Below are 16081 nucleotides of genomic sequence, written 5' to 3'. Positions count from 1 at the left end.
CTAGACGAACGGGACACTAAGTTGAAGATATTGGGATATCTTCTATCTCTTAAACTACATAAACCATCAATCTGTGTGGACACTCATAACGATAATCATCGTATAAGGAGGTGATCCAGCGCCAGGTTCCCCTAGCGCTACCTTGTTACGACTTCACCCCAGTCATGAACCACAAAGTGGTGAGCGTCCTCCCCGAAAGGTTAAACTACCCACTTCTTTTGCAGCCCACTCCCATGGTGTGACGGGCGGTGTGTACAAGGCCCGGGAACGTATTCACCGTGGCATTCTGATCCACGATTACTAGCGATTCCGACTTCATGGAGTCGAGTTGCAGACTCCAATCCGGACTACGACGCACTTTTTGGGATTCGCTTACTCTCGCAAGTTCGCCGCCCTCTGTATGCGCCATTGTAGCACGTGTGTAGCCCTACTCGTAAGGGCCATGATGACTTGACGTCGTCCCCACCTTCCTCCGGTTTATCACCGGCAGTCTCCCTGGAGTTCCCACCCGAAGTGCTGGCAAACAAGGATAAGGGTTGCGCTCGTTGCGGGACTTAACCCAACATTTCACAACACGAGCTGACGACAGCCATGCAGCACCTGTCTTACAGTTCCCGAAGGCACCAAAGCATCTCTGCTAAGTTCTGTAGATGTCAAGAGTAGGTAAGGTTCTTCGCGTTGCATCGAATTAAACCACATGCTCCACCGCTTGTGCGGGCCCCCGTCAATTCATTTGAGTTTTAATCTTGCGACCGTACTCCCCAGGCGGTCTACTTAACGCGTTAGCTCCGAAAGCCACGGCTCAAGGCCACAACCTCCAAGTAGACATCGTTTACGGCGTGGACTACCAGGGTATCTAATCCTGTTTGCTCCCCACGCTTTCGCATCTGAGTGTCAGTATCTGTCCAGGGGGCCGCCTTCGCCACTGGTATTCCTTCAGATCTCTACGCATTTCACCGCTACACCTGAAATTCTACCCCCCTCTACAGTACTCTAGTCTGCCAGTTTCAAATGCAATTCCGAGGTTGAGCCCCGGGCTTTCACATCTGACTTAACAAACCACCTGCATGCGCTTTACGCCCAGTAATTCCGATTAACGCTCGCACCCTCCGTATTACCGCGGCTGCTGGCACGGAGTTAGCCGGTGCTTCTTCTGCAGCTAACGTCAAATGAGTGCGCTATTAACACACCCACCTTCCTCACTGCTGAAAGTACTTTACAACCCGAAGGCCTTCTTCATACACGCGGCATGGCTGCATCAGGCTTGCGCCCATTGTGCAATATTCCCCACTGCTGCCTCCCGTAGGAGTCTGGACCGTGTCTCAGTTCCAGTGTGGCTGATCATCCTCTCAGACCAGCTAGGGATCGTCGCCTTGGTGAGCCCTTACCTCACCAACTAGCTAATCCCACCTGGGCATATCCTGACGCGAGAGGCCCGAAGGTCCCCCTCTTTGAGCCGAAGCTATTATGCGGTATTAGCCATCGTTTCCAATGGTTATCCCCCACATCAGGGCAATTTCCCAGGCATTACTCACCCGTCCGCCGCTCGACGCCGTTATCGCCACCCGAAGGCTTTGATAACTCGTTTCCGCTCGACTTGCATGTGTTAGGCCTGCCGCCAGCGTTCAATCTGAGCCATGATCAAACTCTTCAATTTAAAGTTTTGTTGGCTCAATGAATACTGAACATTACATAAAGTAATGTTTGAATTGACTGTGCTGAGTCCGAAGACTCAATGGTCACTTCGTATCATTGAAACCTAAATTGTTTCCGAAGAAACTATTTGGATTATCATCAACGAGTGCCCACACAGATTGATAGGTTTATATTGTTAAAGAGCGTCTAGTGCGATGTCGCTTTGCGTCTCGCTGCTAGGGGTGCGTATCTTACGCTTCCCGTTTTCAGAGTCAAGCTTTTTTATTCGCTGAATTTTTCTGAATCCGATTTGGTTTGTGACTTTCGTCTCACTCCGTGTCGGTGAGGCGGCATTATAGGGAGGTCTGAAAGGAAGACAAGCACTATTTTCAATTTATTTTCTGTTTGCTCAAATTTAAATCAAACCGATGAAAATAGAATAAAATTTCAACATTTGAGACACGTCACATCAATAAGTTGGAAAAACAACAACCTTATACGTAATATGCCTGTATCTATTTTGTTAATAATAGATTTTCTTATTCTCAACCAAAAGTTGTATTCCAATATGAGTTCAAATAAATCAACCATTCTGATGGTAGCCTTGGCGGTATTGGGTGGCATGCTCTTTCTCTTTATCGAATCACAAGGAAAAGAGCTATCTTCTGCGTTGACTTTTGTTATCGGTGTTTTTGCTTGCGCTTTTGTTTTTAAATTTTCGAATACCGATTCAGAGCCAGAACCAGTCAGCGATCCATCCACCAAGACCTTATATGTTGGTAACCTTCCATACAAAGCAAACGAATCTCACGTCAAAGAGTTGTTTGCTCAACATGGTGAGGTATTTGCCGTTCGATTAATGAAGGATAAAAGGACAGGAAAGCGTCGTGGCTTCGGTTTTGTGGTAATGGCCACCAACGATGCGCAAACTGCAATCGATGCGCTGAATGATAAAGACTATCTTCAGCGTACCTTAAAGGTGAGGATTGCTAACGATCCAAAATCTCAATCGGAGAACTCTGAACAGGAGTAAACCCTAAGTTCTGCAGTTTTCTGTTCAGCGCTTCTTCCTGCCAAGGGGGAGCGCTGGAGTAAATCTCCCGCTTGCCCTTCTCACTCGCTGCTAATTCATGACCCAGCAGCTGTTTTACGCGTCTCGCAATAGCTTGACCGGAGTCCACTAGGATTACGCCATCACCGAGCACCTGTTGGATCTCATCTTTGATGAGCGGAAAGTGGGTACAGCCTAGTACGGCAACATCAATGTGACCTTTGATCGGCAGCAGCACTTCCTCTAACTCTTCCAGTACTACTGCTTGCCCACGTAGCTTCTCTTCAGCCATATCCACCAGCCTTGTCGAGCCTAGCATTTCGACGGGTTTACTCTGAGAGAAGTTGCGAATGAGGTCATGGGTATATTCTCGCGTCACCGTCGCTGGCGTCGCAATCAACCCGACGGCTTTATTGGCCATGTTTGACGCCGGCTTAATCGCCGGCACAACACCAACAATGGGAATAGTATGCAGGGCACGAAGTGTGGGGAGCACAATGGTGCTCGCCGTATTACATGCAATCACCACTAGATCGATACGAAACCGACCGACGCATTGAGACACGATTTGCTTTACGCGATCGATCAACACCCTGTGTTCTAGCTCACCGTAAGGGTACGCTTCGTTATCAAAAACGTAGTAGTAGTTGAGTTGGGGTAGGATCGCCTCGATTTCTTGATAGACAGAAAGCCCACCAACACCGGAATCAAAAATTAGAACATTTGGCTGAGAGAACACAGGCGACTTCCACACAATAAGATGCGCTGATCATACTCGCTCTGCATCGATTGGCAATATCGAGGCTTGATAACGTTGATGTGAGAAGCGCTCTCCGTGCTCTTGGTGCGTCAACGCCAGCACTATCTCGCCTTGATAGCTTCTTGTTTGTGTCACCAATGTATGAAATTCACCATTTTCTCCACACGGATCCACCGTCTCGGGTAGTGATTGTAGGAATGCTGAGTTGTACCAAAGGCCGCAGTAGTCCGGGATAAGTTGCTCGGCATCCGTTGTGACCACTAAGGTTTGTATCCCTCTGTCGATGATCTCTTTGGCCAACGCTTGACTGCTCTCTCCAAGAAGAGGGAAGACACACTCCCATCCCGCAGCTTCAATATAGCTTCGCCGATAGTCGGCGATACCATTGCAAAACATATCGCCGAATGCGACAGAGTCTATTGCTAACCCACTCTTGCGTAAGCCGTCGACGATGCTTTGCTGATAGATCTCGTTACTTGGGAACACCTCTGGCAAAGCAATCTCAATCAGCGGCAAACCGAGCAATTGTGCTTGCATACGGACGACAGACAGCGGCGTCGCTTGAAAAGGGACTTCGTCTTTGACATAGGTCGTATATAAACCAATAACGTTATACTCGGATGATTCTATTAAACGTTCCAAGGTAAGTGTGGAGTCTTTGCCAGAGGACCAACTGATGATGACATTTTTCATATATTATCCCAAAAAGAAAAACCGCCTCGCTATTGGAGGCGGCGTTTGGGTTAAAATTCGTATATCGCGTTCACATAGTAGTTACGCTCTGGCGTTTTATAACCGCTTGCTGTCTCGTACTCTTCATTTAGAAGGTTGCCAACTTTAGCACCTAGGCTAAGTCCATTATCAAAATAGTAAGTACCAGCAATATCTACTAGAGAGTATGGATCTAACACTTTGGTGTTTGAAGTGTCATCGTAACGCTTCCCTTGATACAGGTAACTCAGGTCAAATCGCCACGCTGCTATGTTGTACGATGAGTTCCACTTACCGCTGTGACGCGCGCGTCTAACAAGATCTTTCCCGGTTGTATCATCTTTTGCATCTAGGTAGTCGTAAGAGACTTGATGATCAATAGGGCCTGTATGGAAGCTTGTCGCTACCTCAATTCCTTTAATCTTTGCCTTATTGATGTTGACGTTCGTTGAGCCGTTACTGGCAATCATTTTATCTACGTCACTTTGATAAGCCGCTAAACGGAAACCTGCAATATCGTACTCACCTTCAATCGCAATCTCTGAAGTTTGAGACTCTTCAGGGACAAGATTCGGATTACCCTCATAGCACCCCCAAAATCCACATTCTTTTGGCCAATATAGGTCATTAAATGTCGGCGCTTTGAAAGCTGTGCCATGCAACGCAACAAGCTTGATGGCCTCTGTTAAACTGACGCCACCACCAAGCTGATAAGTAGTGTAATTACCATAAGCACTATTGTCATCGTATCTAACGTTACCTTCCAATGACACAATGCCTTGGGTATAAATAGCACCAGCAAAGACTGCTCCGTTGTCTCTAGAATCGTTGTTCATCGCTTTGGTGGTGTTATCCACTTTATCTTGATACCAATCTATACCACCCAGCACTGTAAGCTGCTCACTGATTTGTAGATTGTTATCCCAGTTAACCACGACTCTATTGGTTGAAATTGTGCTCTCGGCAGCACCTTGGCCATAGGACTTAGCTTTATCTTGATTCGAGGTCAACGAAAGCGAAGAATCAAAGTTGTTTCTGGTATACTCTCCGGCAAAGCTCAGGCTGTATAAGTCACTATCCGTTTTATCTACACCAGTCCAAGGGTTGTCATATTCGACTTTATGCTTTTGATAGTACCCGTTTGATTTTATTAGCCACTGTTGATTCAGTCTTTTACCCGTATCTAGAACCAGATATTGACTTGTGTAACCATCATCGTCTGTATCAATCGGGTTACTACTCGTTGGTTGTACGTTGTAACCATCACTAGACTGGTGAGTGGCAGTCAGGTTCAACCACCCTGTACGTGTATCACCCAAAGATAATGTTCCGCCTACGTTATAGCTTCCGAAGCTTCCAAAACCTGCTCTTACCTTACTTGATGAACCGTTCGGGTTAGTCGTGATTACGTTAACTACGCCACTTACGGCATCTGAACCATACACTGCTGCTCTAGCACCTCTGATCACTTCAATACGCTGAACACCATCAAGAGGTATTGCCGAAAGATTTGCAGCTCCGGTTGTAGCACTGCCGATACGTACACCATTAATAAGTACTAAGATATTTTTAGTGGAACGACCTCGAACGTAAAGCTCTGTGTTTTGCCCGACACCACCTTGGCTAGCAATCTGAACCCCCGGTAGTCGTAGTAATACCTCAGAGAGCGATTTTGCTTGAATAGCATCAATTTCTTGTCGGGTCACGACCTCCACTGGAGCGAGTGCGTCTTTTAATTGTTGCTCAAAACGATTCGCAGTCACCACCATAGTTTCATCAGCCGCGGCTTCTTGGGCCAAACTCGAGGTAGCAGGAAGTAGCGATGCCACTGCTATCGCTAGAATAGATTTGTTCATTATATTGTTCCTAAATCGCGTAAATCCTACTGAGTTCTGGCGGATGCCGTTGATGGAACTCAGCTGCTGGCAGGTATTCGGACTTAAGAGCTGTTGGCCTACTGCCTCGACTTCCCACACCTCCCGTGGTGCAGTGTCGTGTTGAGGGGTCGTTCTCTTTTACCGCTGCGCGTCAGTTCTGGATTTACACCAGATTCCCTTTTCAGCCATCTATACATCTAGATAGCACCAGCTTGAAGGCATAGTATTGAGCCTGACGGTATTTGTCTAGTGATAGATGGCTATAAGCTATAGTTTTACAGTGCGCATTGCGCCCGTTTCGCGACCAAGACTGGACATCAGACGGGGATTGAATAAAATCTGCGCTCTTAAATGGCAAACACCACCCAGGTAATCACCCCAAAGGTACTATTCATGGCGACTCTTGATGTAAACCCGCAGCACTACCAGCAGCAACTCGATGACAAAATCTCTCGTTTGACCGAGATGTTTTCCAGTTACGAGGCGCCTGAGTTGGAAGTGTTCAAATCTCCAGAGCAGCACTATCGCATGCGCGCCGAATTTCGCGTGTGGCACGAAGGGGATGAACTCTATTACATCATGTTTAACCAGGAGACTCGTGAAAAGTACCGCGTTGATCAGTTTCCGGCGGCCAGTCGTCTTATCAATGACTTAATGCCGCTGCTTCTCGAAGCAATGAAAGATAACGACACACTGCGCCGCAAGCTCTTTCAAGTCGATTTTCTCTCGACACTGAGCGGCGAAATCTTAGTCTCGCTCCTATACCATCGTCAGCTCGATGATGCCTGGACAGTGGAAGCAAAAGCGCTGAAACAACGCTTAAATGACGAAGGGTTCAACCTCAACCTGATTGGCCGTGCGCGTAAAATGAAGATCGTGCTCGATAGAGATTATGTGGTAGAAAAACTGGATGTGAACGGCCAGCCTTACGTTTACCAGCAGGTCGAAAACAGCTTTACGCAGCCTAACGGTAAAGTGGCAGAAAAAATGCTGGAATGGGCCGTCGACTGCACCCAAGAGAGCCAAGGCGATCTGCTTGAGCTCTACTGCGGTAACGGCAACTTTTCACTGGCACTGGCACAAAACTTCGACCGTGTATTAGCAACCGAACTCGCCAAGCCTTCCGTTGAATCTGCGCAGTACAACATCGCCGCCAACAACATAGATAACGTGCAGATCCTCAGATTGTCAGCCGAGGAGTTTACTCAAGCGATCGAAGGCAAACGAGAATTCCGCCGCTTAAAAGACGCCAATGTGGATTTAAGCAGCTATAACTGCAACACCATTTTTGTCGATCCGCCTCGCTCAGGCATGGATATCGATACCTGTAAGATGGTGCAAAACTATCAACGCATCGTCTACATCTCATGCAACCCTGATACGCTCAAAGAGAATTTGGACGTGTTATCACAAACGCACAAAATCACTCGATTCGCCCTGTTTGACCAATTCCCTTACACCCACCATATGGAAGCGGGTGTGATGCTTGAGAAAAAAGACTAGCCCCTTAAATGAACAAACGAGCCTTAGGGCTCGTTTGTTGTTTAGGAATGTGTGGTCGCGTACTTATCGCTCGGCGCCAATGTAGCCGAGCTTTTTACCGATCCACAGCAGCAACAAGAGTGAGACGATGATCGAAAAGAAGTTTGAACCGGCCTCTGGGTATTGCGCTTTCACAAATGCGGAGTGACCAAACGCACCGACGAAAAAGCACGCGAGTCCGACGAGAGGAATATCCTCGGATACCGGATGACGGAGATACTCTTGGTACAAGGCCTGTAAGGAGAGCACCAAAGCGATCAACGGAAAGATAGAGAAAGAGACCTCACTCATCGTCAACCAAGACAACATGGCATCACCGCACATACCTGCGATTAATGCCAAAATGAGGGTTTTCTTTTCAGAACCACGATCGACTGGGTTTGTTTCGTTCGACATTAGTTTATCCCACCTTTTAATCGGTTACGTTCACGTTCTTTGCGATACCAATAAGCCCCTTTGGCTATCATTCGCAACTGCATTATCAGACGCTCGGCCAGTTCATCGCGCTCACGTCTGTCTAGATCTAACGCTTCGGCCCCAGAGCTAAATACTAGCGTCACGGACGCTTGTGCCTGGGTAAATGCCTCTTCACGAGACATGCCTGAGCTAATTAAATACTCGGTCAATTCGGCGCAGAAGTGTTGCATCTCTCGGGCAACCGCAGTACGAAACTCAAAAGACGTTCCGGAGCGCTCACGCAGTAGCAAACGAAACACGTTGGGGCTACTTGCGATAAACTCCATAAACGTCTCGACCGAGGTGCGAATCACACTGCCTTCTTTGACGATTCTCTGCCGCGCTTGGCGCATCAACTGACGCAGCAACAAGCCGCCTTCATCGACCATGGTCAATCCCAACTCATCCATGTCTTTGAAGTGGCGATAAAAAGACGTCGGTGCAATCCCGGCCTCTCGTGCCACTTCTCGCAAGCTCAGGTTCGAGAAACTCCGATCAGCACTTAATTGACTGAAGGCCGCATCAATCAATGAGCGACGAGTTTTCTCTTTTTGTTGTGCGCGTATTCCCATGGATTTCATCGTTGGTATCTGTGTTTAACCTCAATGCCAGTCAATATACAACGATTGGCTTACGGAGATAACCTCAATTCGTTGTTTAGTGAAGAATCGCTATTAAAACACGCCCGCTTAATTGAAGGCAAAATTCCCTCTCACTTGCCCGCCTATCCTGTGCGCCAGGCCGAAGATTCACTTCTCGCACTCTATTCTCGTGATCTCATCGACTCTCTCGGTCGCTTTTTTTTCTTTGCCTCTTGGAATCAGTTAAAATCTCGCTACAGCAATGTTAACACTCTATAACAAGGATAAAACTATGGCTCAGAGCAACCACTTTGATGTGATCGTAATAGGTAGTGGCCCTGGTGGTGAAGGGGCGGCTATGGGATTGACCAAAGCGGGGCTCAACGTCGCGATAGTAGAGAAAGAGAGCAGTGTCGGTGGCGGGTGTACACACTGGGGCACCATCCCCTCCAAAGCGCTGCGTCACGCGGTGAGCCGAATCATTGAATTCAACAACAATCCGCTGTTTTGCCACAATAACAGCAGCTTACACTCGACCTTTTCCAACATTCTTGGTCATGCTAAGTCGGTCATCGACAAACAAACTCGATTGCGCCAGGGATTTTATGATCGCAACCAATGCTCGTTGATTTTTGGTACGGCGCGCTTTGTGGATAAATACACCATCGCGGTGATGCAAAGCGATGGCACCGAAGAGACCTACAGAGCCGACAGATTTGTGATTGCGACAGGCTCACGCCCCTACCAACCGGCGGATGTCGATTTCCTCCACGAGCGTATTTACGACAGCGATTCTATTTTGAGCCTGAAACACGACCCGCGCCACATCATCATCTACGGCGCAGGCGTGATCGGCTGTGAATACGCCTCTATCTTCCGTGGGCTTGGGGTAAAAACCGATCTCATCAATACACGTGATCGCTTGCTGTCCTTTTTGGACAACGAAGTGTCTGACGCACTCTCCTACCACTTCTGGAATAGCGGCGTGGTGATTCGCAACGATGAAACCTACGAGAAGATCGAGGGCACTGAAGACGGCGTGATCGTCCACCTCCAATCGGGTAAGAAAATGCGCGCCGACTGTTTGCTCTACGCCAACGGCCGCACCGGCAATACCGACAAGCTCAACTTAAGCGCGGTAGGGCTTGAAGCCGACTCGCGCGGTCAGTTGAAAGTGGACACCAACTACCGCACACCAGTTGAGCATATCTATGCGGTCGGTGATGTGATTGGCTATCCAAGTTTGGCCAGTGCAGCGTATGACCAAGGCCGATTCGTGGCGCAGGCCATTACCAAAGGTCAGGCGGATGGCTACTTGATTGACGATATCCCAACCGGCATTTACACCATCCCTGAAATCAGCTCTGTGGGGAAAACTGAACAAGAACTGACAGCGGCGAAAGTCCCGTATGAGGTTGGACGCTCGTCGTTCAAACATTTGGCTCGCGCCCAGATTGCAGGCAAAGATATTGGCAGTTTGAAGATCCTTTTCCACCGTGAAACTAAAGAGATTTTAGGCATTCACTGTTTTGGTGAGCGAGCGGCTGAGATCATCCATATCGGGCAAGCCATCATGGAACAAAAAGGCGAAGCGAATACCATCGAGTATTTCGTCAATACCACCTTTAACTACCCAACCATGGCGGAGGCCTACCGCGTCGCCGCCCTCAATGGTTTGAATCGCTTGTTTTAACCCTTACTCGCGACTTTCATCTCATTCGACACGGCATCAGGCTCTGCTTGGCGCCGTGTTTTTTCTTCGCAGCCATGCCCTCAAATCGACTCAGGAAAGAACGCGCCCGCTCGCCACTGGCGATACAAAACCCACCCTAATGCCATGCCTCGCGCGGCCATAAAACAGAGCATCGATAACCAAAGCGCGTGGTTTTGCAACGCCTCAAACAGCCAGAATAGAATGAAGAACCCACAGGTCGCGACAAACATGCTGTTTCTCATTTCTCGTCCTTTCGTCGCGCCGACAAAAATACCGTCGAGTAGAAAACACCACATAGAAACCAACGGCATGGCCACCAGCCAAGGAAGAAAGTGCAGCGCTTGCTGCTGGACGGACTCAATATCCGTGATCATTGCGATCAAGGGCGATCCCAGTTGGGCAAACACCAACGTCAGTACGGAGCAAATGATCAGACTCCAGAAAAAGGAGCCCAGCAATGACTGCGTCAGTTGATGACGATCTTTTGCGCCGATGGCCTTACCGACCATTGCCTCCATTGCATAGGCAAAGCCATCCATTGCGTACGAGATCATCATCAAGAAACTCATCAAGACGGCATTGGCCGCGACAATCTCATCGCCATAGTTTGCGCCTTGAAAGGTCATAAAGGTAAACACCGCTTGTAGGCAGAGCGAGCGAAGGAAGATATCTCGATTCAGTCTGATAAAACGGCTTAGCCCACGGGTGGTGGCACGCAACACATCACCAATAGGCGGTAGGTTCTGCTGGTGCCATGTTCGCCATACGCAGAAAAAACCAAAACTCATACCGGTGTAATCGGCCAATACCGACGCCCAAGCCGCCCCTTCGACTTGCCACTCCAACCCGATCACAAACAGCAGATCGAGTGCAATATTGGTCGCGTTGGTGATCACCACCATCCACATGGGCGCTTTTGCGTTTTGTGTTCCAAGCAGCCAGCCAAGCAGCACAAAATTGGCTAACGCCGCAGGCGCGCTCCAAACACGGATGGAAAAGTATTGTTCACCATAAAATTTGACTTGCTCGCTGGCCTCACTGAACTGAAAGACGATATCGGCCACTGAAGCATGCACGATGAGAAACAGCAGCGCAAAAAGCCACGCCATCGCGAGCCCTTGCGTCAACACAAGCGCCAACCCATGCCCTGACTTCCCGCCATACGCTTGGGCCGCTAAACCTGTGGTGGCCATGCGCAGAAACCCGAGCAACCAGAAAGTCACACTGATCATGGTGGTGCCTAGCGCGACACCGCCTAAATACCACGCATGTTCTAAATGACCAATAACCGCGGCATCAACCAGCCCCAACAGAGGCACTGTGATATTGGACAGCACCATAGGAATGGCGAGCCACAAGACTTTCTTATGAAGAGAGAGATTGGAAAGGGTATCAAGGATCTGCACGGGTGGAATTCACATAAGGACGATGTGTCCAGTGTACCCCTATCACCAGCGCAGCTGAACCACCACGGGCGTTAAACGATGCTTGAGGCGATGAATTTTTCTCAGCCATCGCTGCCACAGCTTCCAACGATGACAGTGCTGATCTAAAGGCGAACAGAGTTTCACTGAACTTGCCCAAGGCAGTATGCGTCTAACCGTCTCATCGGCCGACTTATAACCATGCGCGTAATGTGATGAACCCATTTTCTGCCCCAATGCAGTGGGGGTTAGGTCTCCGGCCAACACCAAGCACGCTCTGGCACTGTCAAAGTGACACCCCATAGCTTGAATGAAACGGGCAATTTGTCGTTCATTGCCATCAAGCAGTGCACATTCGCACACAATCATCACTGGCGATTTTTCCCCGATAGGTAGAGACGGCATCCAACTCAAATCGGTAACACTGCCGCATAAATGGTGGTAGCGCTCACTGCGATGAAACAGCTTTTGCCGCCACAATAGATTTTCGGTGACATCCAGTTCGAGCCAATGGCAACGGCCATTGTCCACTCGGTAGAACCGAGTATCCAGCCCAGCGCCAACATTAATAATCCAGCCGTCTGGGTTATGTTGGATAAAGTGTTTCACTTGCTGGTCACACAGCTGTGTAATGGTCGCATGGAGCAGCTGTTTTTGAGGAATATCGCCCGATAAACACTCTGGCGCTAACTCACAATGTCGGCACGCGTTAGCGGCGATAGGATCGTAAACCAAGCCATTATCGACAAGGCTTTCACGACTGCGAAGCCACAAGGGCTGCAAAAGATTGGCGGGGATTTGATAGCGCGAATGCGCGTTGTGGTGCCGGGAAGCCATGCTCATTATCTCTCTATCGCGAATGAAGAAATGATAATGAATATCAATTGCAACATCAAGCGCAAGCGAACGCATCTTGATGTTGCTCTCAAAGGCAAGACTGACTCAGAGGACTCGACGTCGAATTACATCCAGTCGGTATTGCGAATGATGCCAACCGCTAGACCTTCAATCGCCAGGTTTTGGCTAGTTAAATCGACCTTGATTGGCGAAAATTCTTCATTTTCAGCGTGAAGCAGTACCGTTGACCCTTTACGTTCCAAACGCTTTACCGTCACGTCATCATCGACACGCGCGACAATCACTTGGCCATCACGAACGTCTTGTGTCTTATGAACTGCTAGTAGATCGCCATCCATAATGCCGATGTCTTTCATACTCTCGCCGTGAACGCGCAGTAGGAAGTCAGCCTGTGGCTTAAACATACTCGGGTCCACTTGGTAGTGTGCCTCAACATGTTCCTGAGCCAAGATAGGTTCGCCCGCAGCGACTTGGCCAATCAGTGGCAGCCCTTCGTCGTCATTAGCGGCATCGTTCAACAACACACGAATACCTCTTGAGGCACCGGGAATAATTTCAATCACTTGCTTACGTGCGAGCGCTTTCAAGTGCTCTTCCGCTGCATTGGCAGAGCGAAAACCGAGCTCACGGGCAATTTCAGCGCGGGTTGGCGGCATTCCGGTCTCATCAATTTTACTTCTGATGAGGTCAAAAACTTGTTGTTGGCGCGGCGTTAAGGGCTTCATAAGTCACCTGTCTTTTTATACAGTTAACTGTGAGTATATCCAGTATTGAGAAAAAGGAAAGGGTTAATGACGGATTTTATTTTCTGGTCGGGCTTAAGCTATTTACCTCACATTGATGCTTTCATGCTCAATTATCGTTAAAAGGTTTGACCAGTTTCTGCTATCCTTGCCAGCTGAAAACCCGCTTGGGCTTATTTCCACTTCTCAGGAGGCTCGGTGAGAGGCGTCAAACGCTCACACCCAACGGCCGTGACAGAAGTGGAAATGCGCTTTGGCATACTTTTGATTTTTGAGGCTAAGAACCTTTATGTCTTCTGGACACTCTTTCTCGCGATCTTTGTTAAAGCTGCCACTGTCAGTCTTAGTCAAAGGGACGGCGATTCCTTCCGATCCGATTGCTGATCACAATATCGATGTCGACAAACCGATTATCTACGCATTGCCATACCGCTCAAGTGTTGACTTGCTCGCCCTGCAAAAGCAGACGCAAAGACTTGGCTTGCCGGATCCGTTAACGCCGCTAGAAATCAACGGCAAATGTTTCCATCGCTACGTATTCACCTCGGCGCGCAATACGGTGGTGAGCCGAGACGATGATGTGCCTCGCGAATCCGTGGCGCTATTTTCTGAGCTGCTCGAACTGCACAAATTCGATAGCGAACTGGACGTTCAGATGATCCCTGCCACCGTGCTGTGGGGACGAAAACCAGGCCGAGAGTCTTCGCATAAGCCTTATTTGCAGTCGCTAAACGGCCCACAAAAAGCCAAAGCGGTGCTGTTTTCTGGTCGAGATTGTTTAGTACGCATCAGCCCTGTGGTCTCTCTACGCTATATGGCGGATGCGCATGGGACCGATTCGTCGATTGCACACAAACTCGCTCGTGTGGCGCGCATTCATTTCTCGCGTCAGAAACTGGCCGCCTCTGGGCCAAACTTACCGAGTCGCCAAGCACTATTTCAACGCTTACTCAAATCCAAAGCGATTGAGAAAGCGATTGAGGATGAAGCGAAAGCCAAAGACATTTCCATTGAAAAAGCGCGCAAAGCGGCGCATGACATCATGGATGAAATCGCGGCAGACTTTTCTTACTCCTTGGTCAAAAGCGGCGATCGCATTTTGGGCTGGCTGTGGAACCGAATCTATCAAGGCTTGAACATCAACAATGCCGCAGCGGTGCGCAAGCTCGCTCAAGATGGCCACGAGATTGTCTACGTGCCGTGCCATCGTAGCCATATGGATTACCTATTGCTCTCTTACGTCTTGTATCACGAGGGCATGGTACCGCCGCACATCGCGGCTGGTATTAACCTGAACTTTTTCCCCGCCGGACCGATTTTCCGTCGCGGCGGCGCCTTCTTTATCCGTCGCAGTTTTAAAGGCAACAAACTTTACTCGACGATTTTCCGCGAGTACCTTGCTGAACTGTTTGCCAAAGGCTACTCGGTTGAATACTTCTCTGAGGGCGGGCGTTCTCGTACCGGACGTTTGCTGCAAGCCAAAACCGGTATGCTTGCGATGACCATCCAAGCGATGCTGCGTGGACTCAATCGTCCGGTGACGCTTGTGCCTGTCTACATCGGCTACGAGCACGTGATGGAAGTGGGGACGTACGCTAAAGAGCTGCGCGGCAAGCGCAAAGAGAAGGAAAACGCGAGCTTAGTGCTGCGCACCATCCGTAAACTGCGTAACTTCGGACAAGGCTACGTCAACTTTGGTGAGCCGATCCCACTCAACCAGTTCCTCAATGAGCAGGCACCGGAGTGGACGAAAGATATCGATCCGATGGGCGCTTCTAGGCCACAGTGGCTCAACCCAGTGGTCAATACACTAGCGACCAAAATGATGACCCACATTAACGATGCGGCCGCTACCAATGCGCTGACCTTGTGTGCCACGGCGCTGCTCGCATCAAGGCAGCGAGCGTTATCGCGCGATAATCTCGTCAGCCAAATCGATTGTTATCTCTCGATTTTGCGCAATGTGCCTTACTCATCGACCTACACGGTACCGACAGAAAGCGCAGAAGCGTTAGTGCAACACGCTGAAACGTTGGATAAGTTTGTGCTAGAAACCGACTCGATGGGCGAGATTGTGTCACTCGATCGCAACCAATCGATTTTGATGACCTACTACCGCAACAACATCATCCATCTGCTCGCCTTGCCTTCATTAATTGCCCAAATGTTGGTGCGTCACCAAGCGATGAGCCTAGAGCAGATCAAACAAAACGTTGCCTTAGTGTACCCGTTCTTAAAGCAAGAGCTGTTTTTGAGTATTGAGGAGTCTCGACTCGATGAACTCACCGAGTCCTACATCGAAGAGATTGCGCGCCAAGGCCTGGTGAACATCGACCACAAAGAGCAGGTCTCCATCAACCAAGCCAACAGCCAAGTGCTGGTCCTGCTTGGTCGCACCATCAGCGAGACATTGCAGCGCTACGCAATTGCGCTCAACTTGTTGGTGGCCAACCCAGAACTAGGCAAGAGCGATTTGGAGCAGCAGAGCCAAGACATTGCACAGCGCCTTGGTCGACTGCATGGCATTAACGCACCTGAGTTCTTCGATAAAGGGGTGTTTGCGGCGTTATTCACGACGCTCAAGCAGCAAGGCTACCTCGATGTGGAAGGCAACTGCGATTTAGACAAGAGCCAAGCCTACGCATCATTGCTCTACTCGATGCTCTACCCTGAAGTGCGTTTGACCATTCAAGAAAGCATTTATCAATCGGTGGATGCGACGCGATAAA

At 49.2% G+C, this 16081-nt stretch carries 12 protein-coding genes, 1 rRNA gene and 1 riboswitch; of the genes, 4 read left to right on the top strand and 9 right to left on the bottom strand.

What is annotated here, in order from left to right:
* Positions 1 to 103: 103 nt before the first annotated feature.
* Positions 104 to 1657: ribosomal RNA gene (locus AC6R0S_RS01170) — 16S ribosomal RNA — on the bottom strand.
* Positions 1658 to 2203: 546 nt separating this feature from the next.
* On the opposite strand from AC6R0S_RS01170, the gene AC6R0S_RS01165 reads away from it, so the two are divergent.
* Positions 2204 to 2668 carry an RNA recognition motif domain-containing protein gene (locus AC6R0S_RS01165; protein WP_334555558.1) on the top strand — a complete coding sequence of 155 codons (465 nt, stop codon included), beginning with the start codon at positions 2204 to 2206 and terminating at the stop codon, positions 2666 to 2668.
* On the opposite strand, the gene murI is transcribed toward AC6R0S_RS01165, so the two are convergent.
* The 3 genes from murI to AC6R0S_RS01150 are packed head-to-tail and all read right to left on the bottom strand — an operon-like array spanning position 2625 to position 6013.
* Complete coding sequence (gene murI / locus AC6R0S_RS01160) at positions 2625 to 3425, bottom strand: glutamate racemase (RefSeq protein WP_500637053.1); 801 nt, start codon at positions 3423 to 3425, stop codon at positions 2625 to 2627. The genes AC6R0S_RS01165 and murI overlap by 44 nt on opposite strands.
* 30 nt (positions 3426 to 3455) lie before the next feature.
* Complete coding sequence (locus AC6R0S_RS01155) at positions 3456 to 4139, bottom strand: Dph6-related ATP pyrophosphatase (RefSeq protein ID WP_500633039.1); 684 nt, start codon at positions 4137 to 4139, stop codon at positions 3456 to 3458.
* Positions 4140 to 4189: 50 nt separating this feature from the next.
* A complete protein-coding gene (locus AC6R0S_RS01150) occupies positions 4190 to 6013 on the bottom strand; it encodes a TonB-dependent receptor domain-containing protein (protein ID WP_500637052.1) in 1824 nt (607 codons plus the stop codon).
* Positions 6014 to 6064: 51 nt separating this feature from the next.
* A riboswitch (cobalamin riboswitch) is annotated at positions 6065 to 6261 on the bottom strand.
* 166 nt (positions 6262 to 6427) lie between these two features.
* Between AC6R0S_RS01150 and trmA the strand changes: the two genes are divergently transcribed.
* Positions 6428 to 7537 carry a tRNA (uridine(54)-C5)-methyltransferase TrmA gene (gene trmA / locus AC6R0S_RS01145; protein WP_500637051.1) on the top strand — a complete coding sequence of 370 codons (1110 nt, stop codon included), beginning with the start codon at positions 6428 to 6430 and terminating at the stop codon, positions 7535 to 7537.
* 63 nt (positions 7538 to 7600) lie between these two features.
* Here trmA and AC6R0S_RS01140 read toward each other — a convergent pair whose 3' ends face one another.
* Positions 7601 to 7972 carry a YijD family membrane protein gene (locus tag AC6R0S_RS01140; RefSeq protein WP_500632160.1) on the bottom strand — a complete coding sequence of 124 codons (372 nt, stop codon included), beginning with the start codon at positions 7970 to 7972 and terminating at the stop codon, positions 7601 to 7603.
* Complete coding sequence (fabR, locus tag AC6R0S_RS01135; RefSeq protein WP_334555580.1) at positions 7972 to 8613, bottom strand: HTH-type transcriptional repressor FabR; 642 nt, start codon at positions 8611 to 8613, stop codon at positions 7972 to 7974. The genes AC6R0S_RS01140 and fabR overlap by 1 nt, the downstream gene beginning before the upstream one ends.
* 292 nt (positions 8614 to 8905) lie before the next feature.
* Here fabR and sthA point away from each other — a divergent pair, with 292 nt between their 5' ends.
* On the top strand, positions 8906 to 10306 hold the full coding sequence (sthA, locus tag AC6R0S_RS01130) for a Si-specific NAD(P)(+) transhydrogenase (RefSeq protein WP_500637050.1): 1401 nt from the start codon (positions 8906 to 8908) through the stop codon (positions 10304 to 10306).
* An 80-nt stretch (positions 10307 to 10386) separates the two neighbouring features.
* Here the strand turns inward: sthA and dinF are convergent, their stop codons facing one another.
* From dinF to lexA, 3 genes are all read right to left on the bottom strand, one after another.
* Positions 10387 to 11733, bottom strand: a complete 1347-nt coding sequence (gene dinF, locus AC6R0S_RS01125; protein WP_500637049.1) for an MATE family efflux transporter DinF — start codon at positions 11731 to 11733, stop codon at positions 10387 to 10389.
* 42 nt (positions 11734 to 11775) lie between these two features.
* Entirely contained in the window at positions 11776 to 12588 is an 813-nt protein-coding gene (locus AC6R0S_RS01120) for a class I SAM-dependent methyltransferase (RefSeq protein WP_500637054.1), read from the bottom strand.
* A gap of 125 nt (positions 12589 to 12713) precedes the next feature.
* Positions 12714 to 13334 carry a transcriptional repressor LexA gene (gene lexA / locus AC6R0S_RS01115; protein WP_500632159.1) on the bottom strand — a complete coding sequence of 207 codons (621 nt, stop codon included), beginning with the start codon at positions 13332 to 13334 and terminating at the stop codon, positions 12714 to 12716.
* 307 nt (positions 13335 to 13641) lie between these two features.
* Between lexA and plsB the strand changes: the two genes are divergently transcribed.
* Positions 13642 to 16080: a glycerol-3-phosphate 1-O-acyltransferase PlsB gene (gene plsB, locus AC6R0S_RS01110; RefSeq protein WP_334555584.1), complete on the top strand. Its 2439-nt coding sequence runs from the start codon at positions 13642 to 13644 to the stop codon at positions 16078 to 16080.
* Position 16081: the final 1 nt, after the last annotated feature.

This window comes from Vibrio sp. R15-SG3-ISO1B (assembly GCF_059833835.1).
This window is presented reverse-complemented; position numbering and strand designations above follow the sequence as displayed.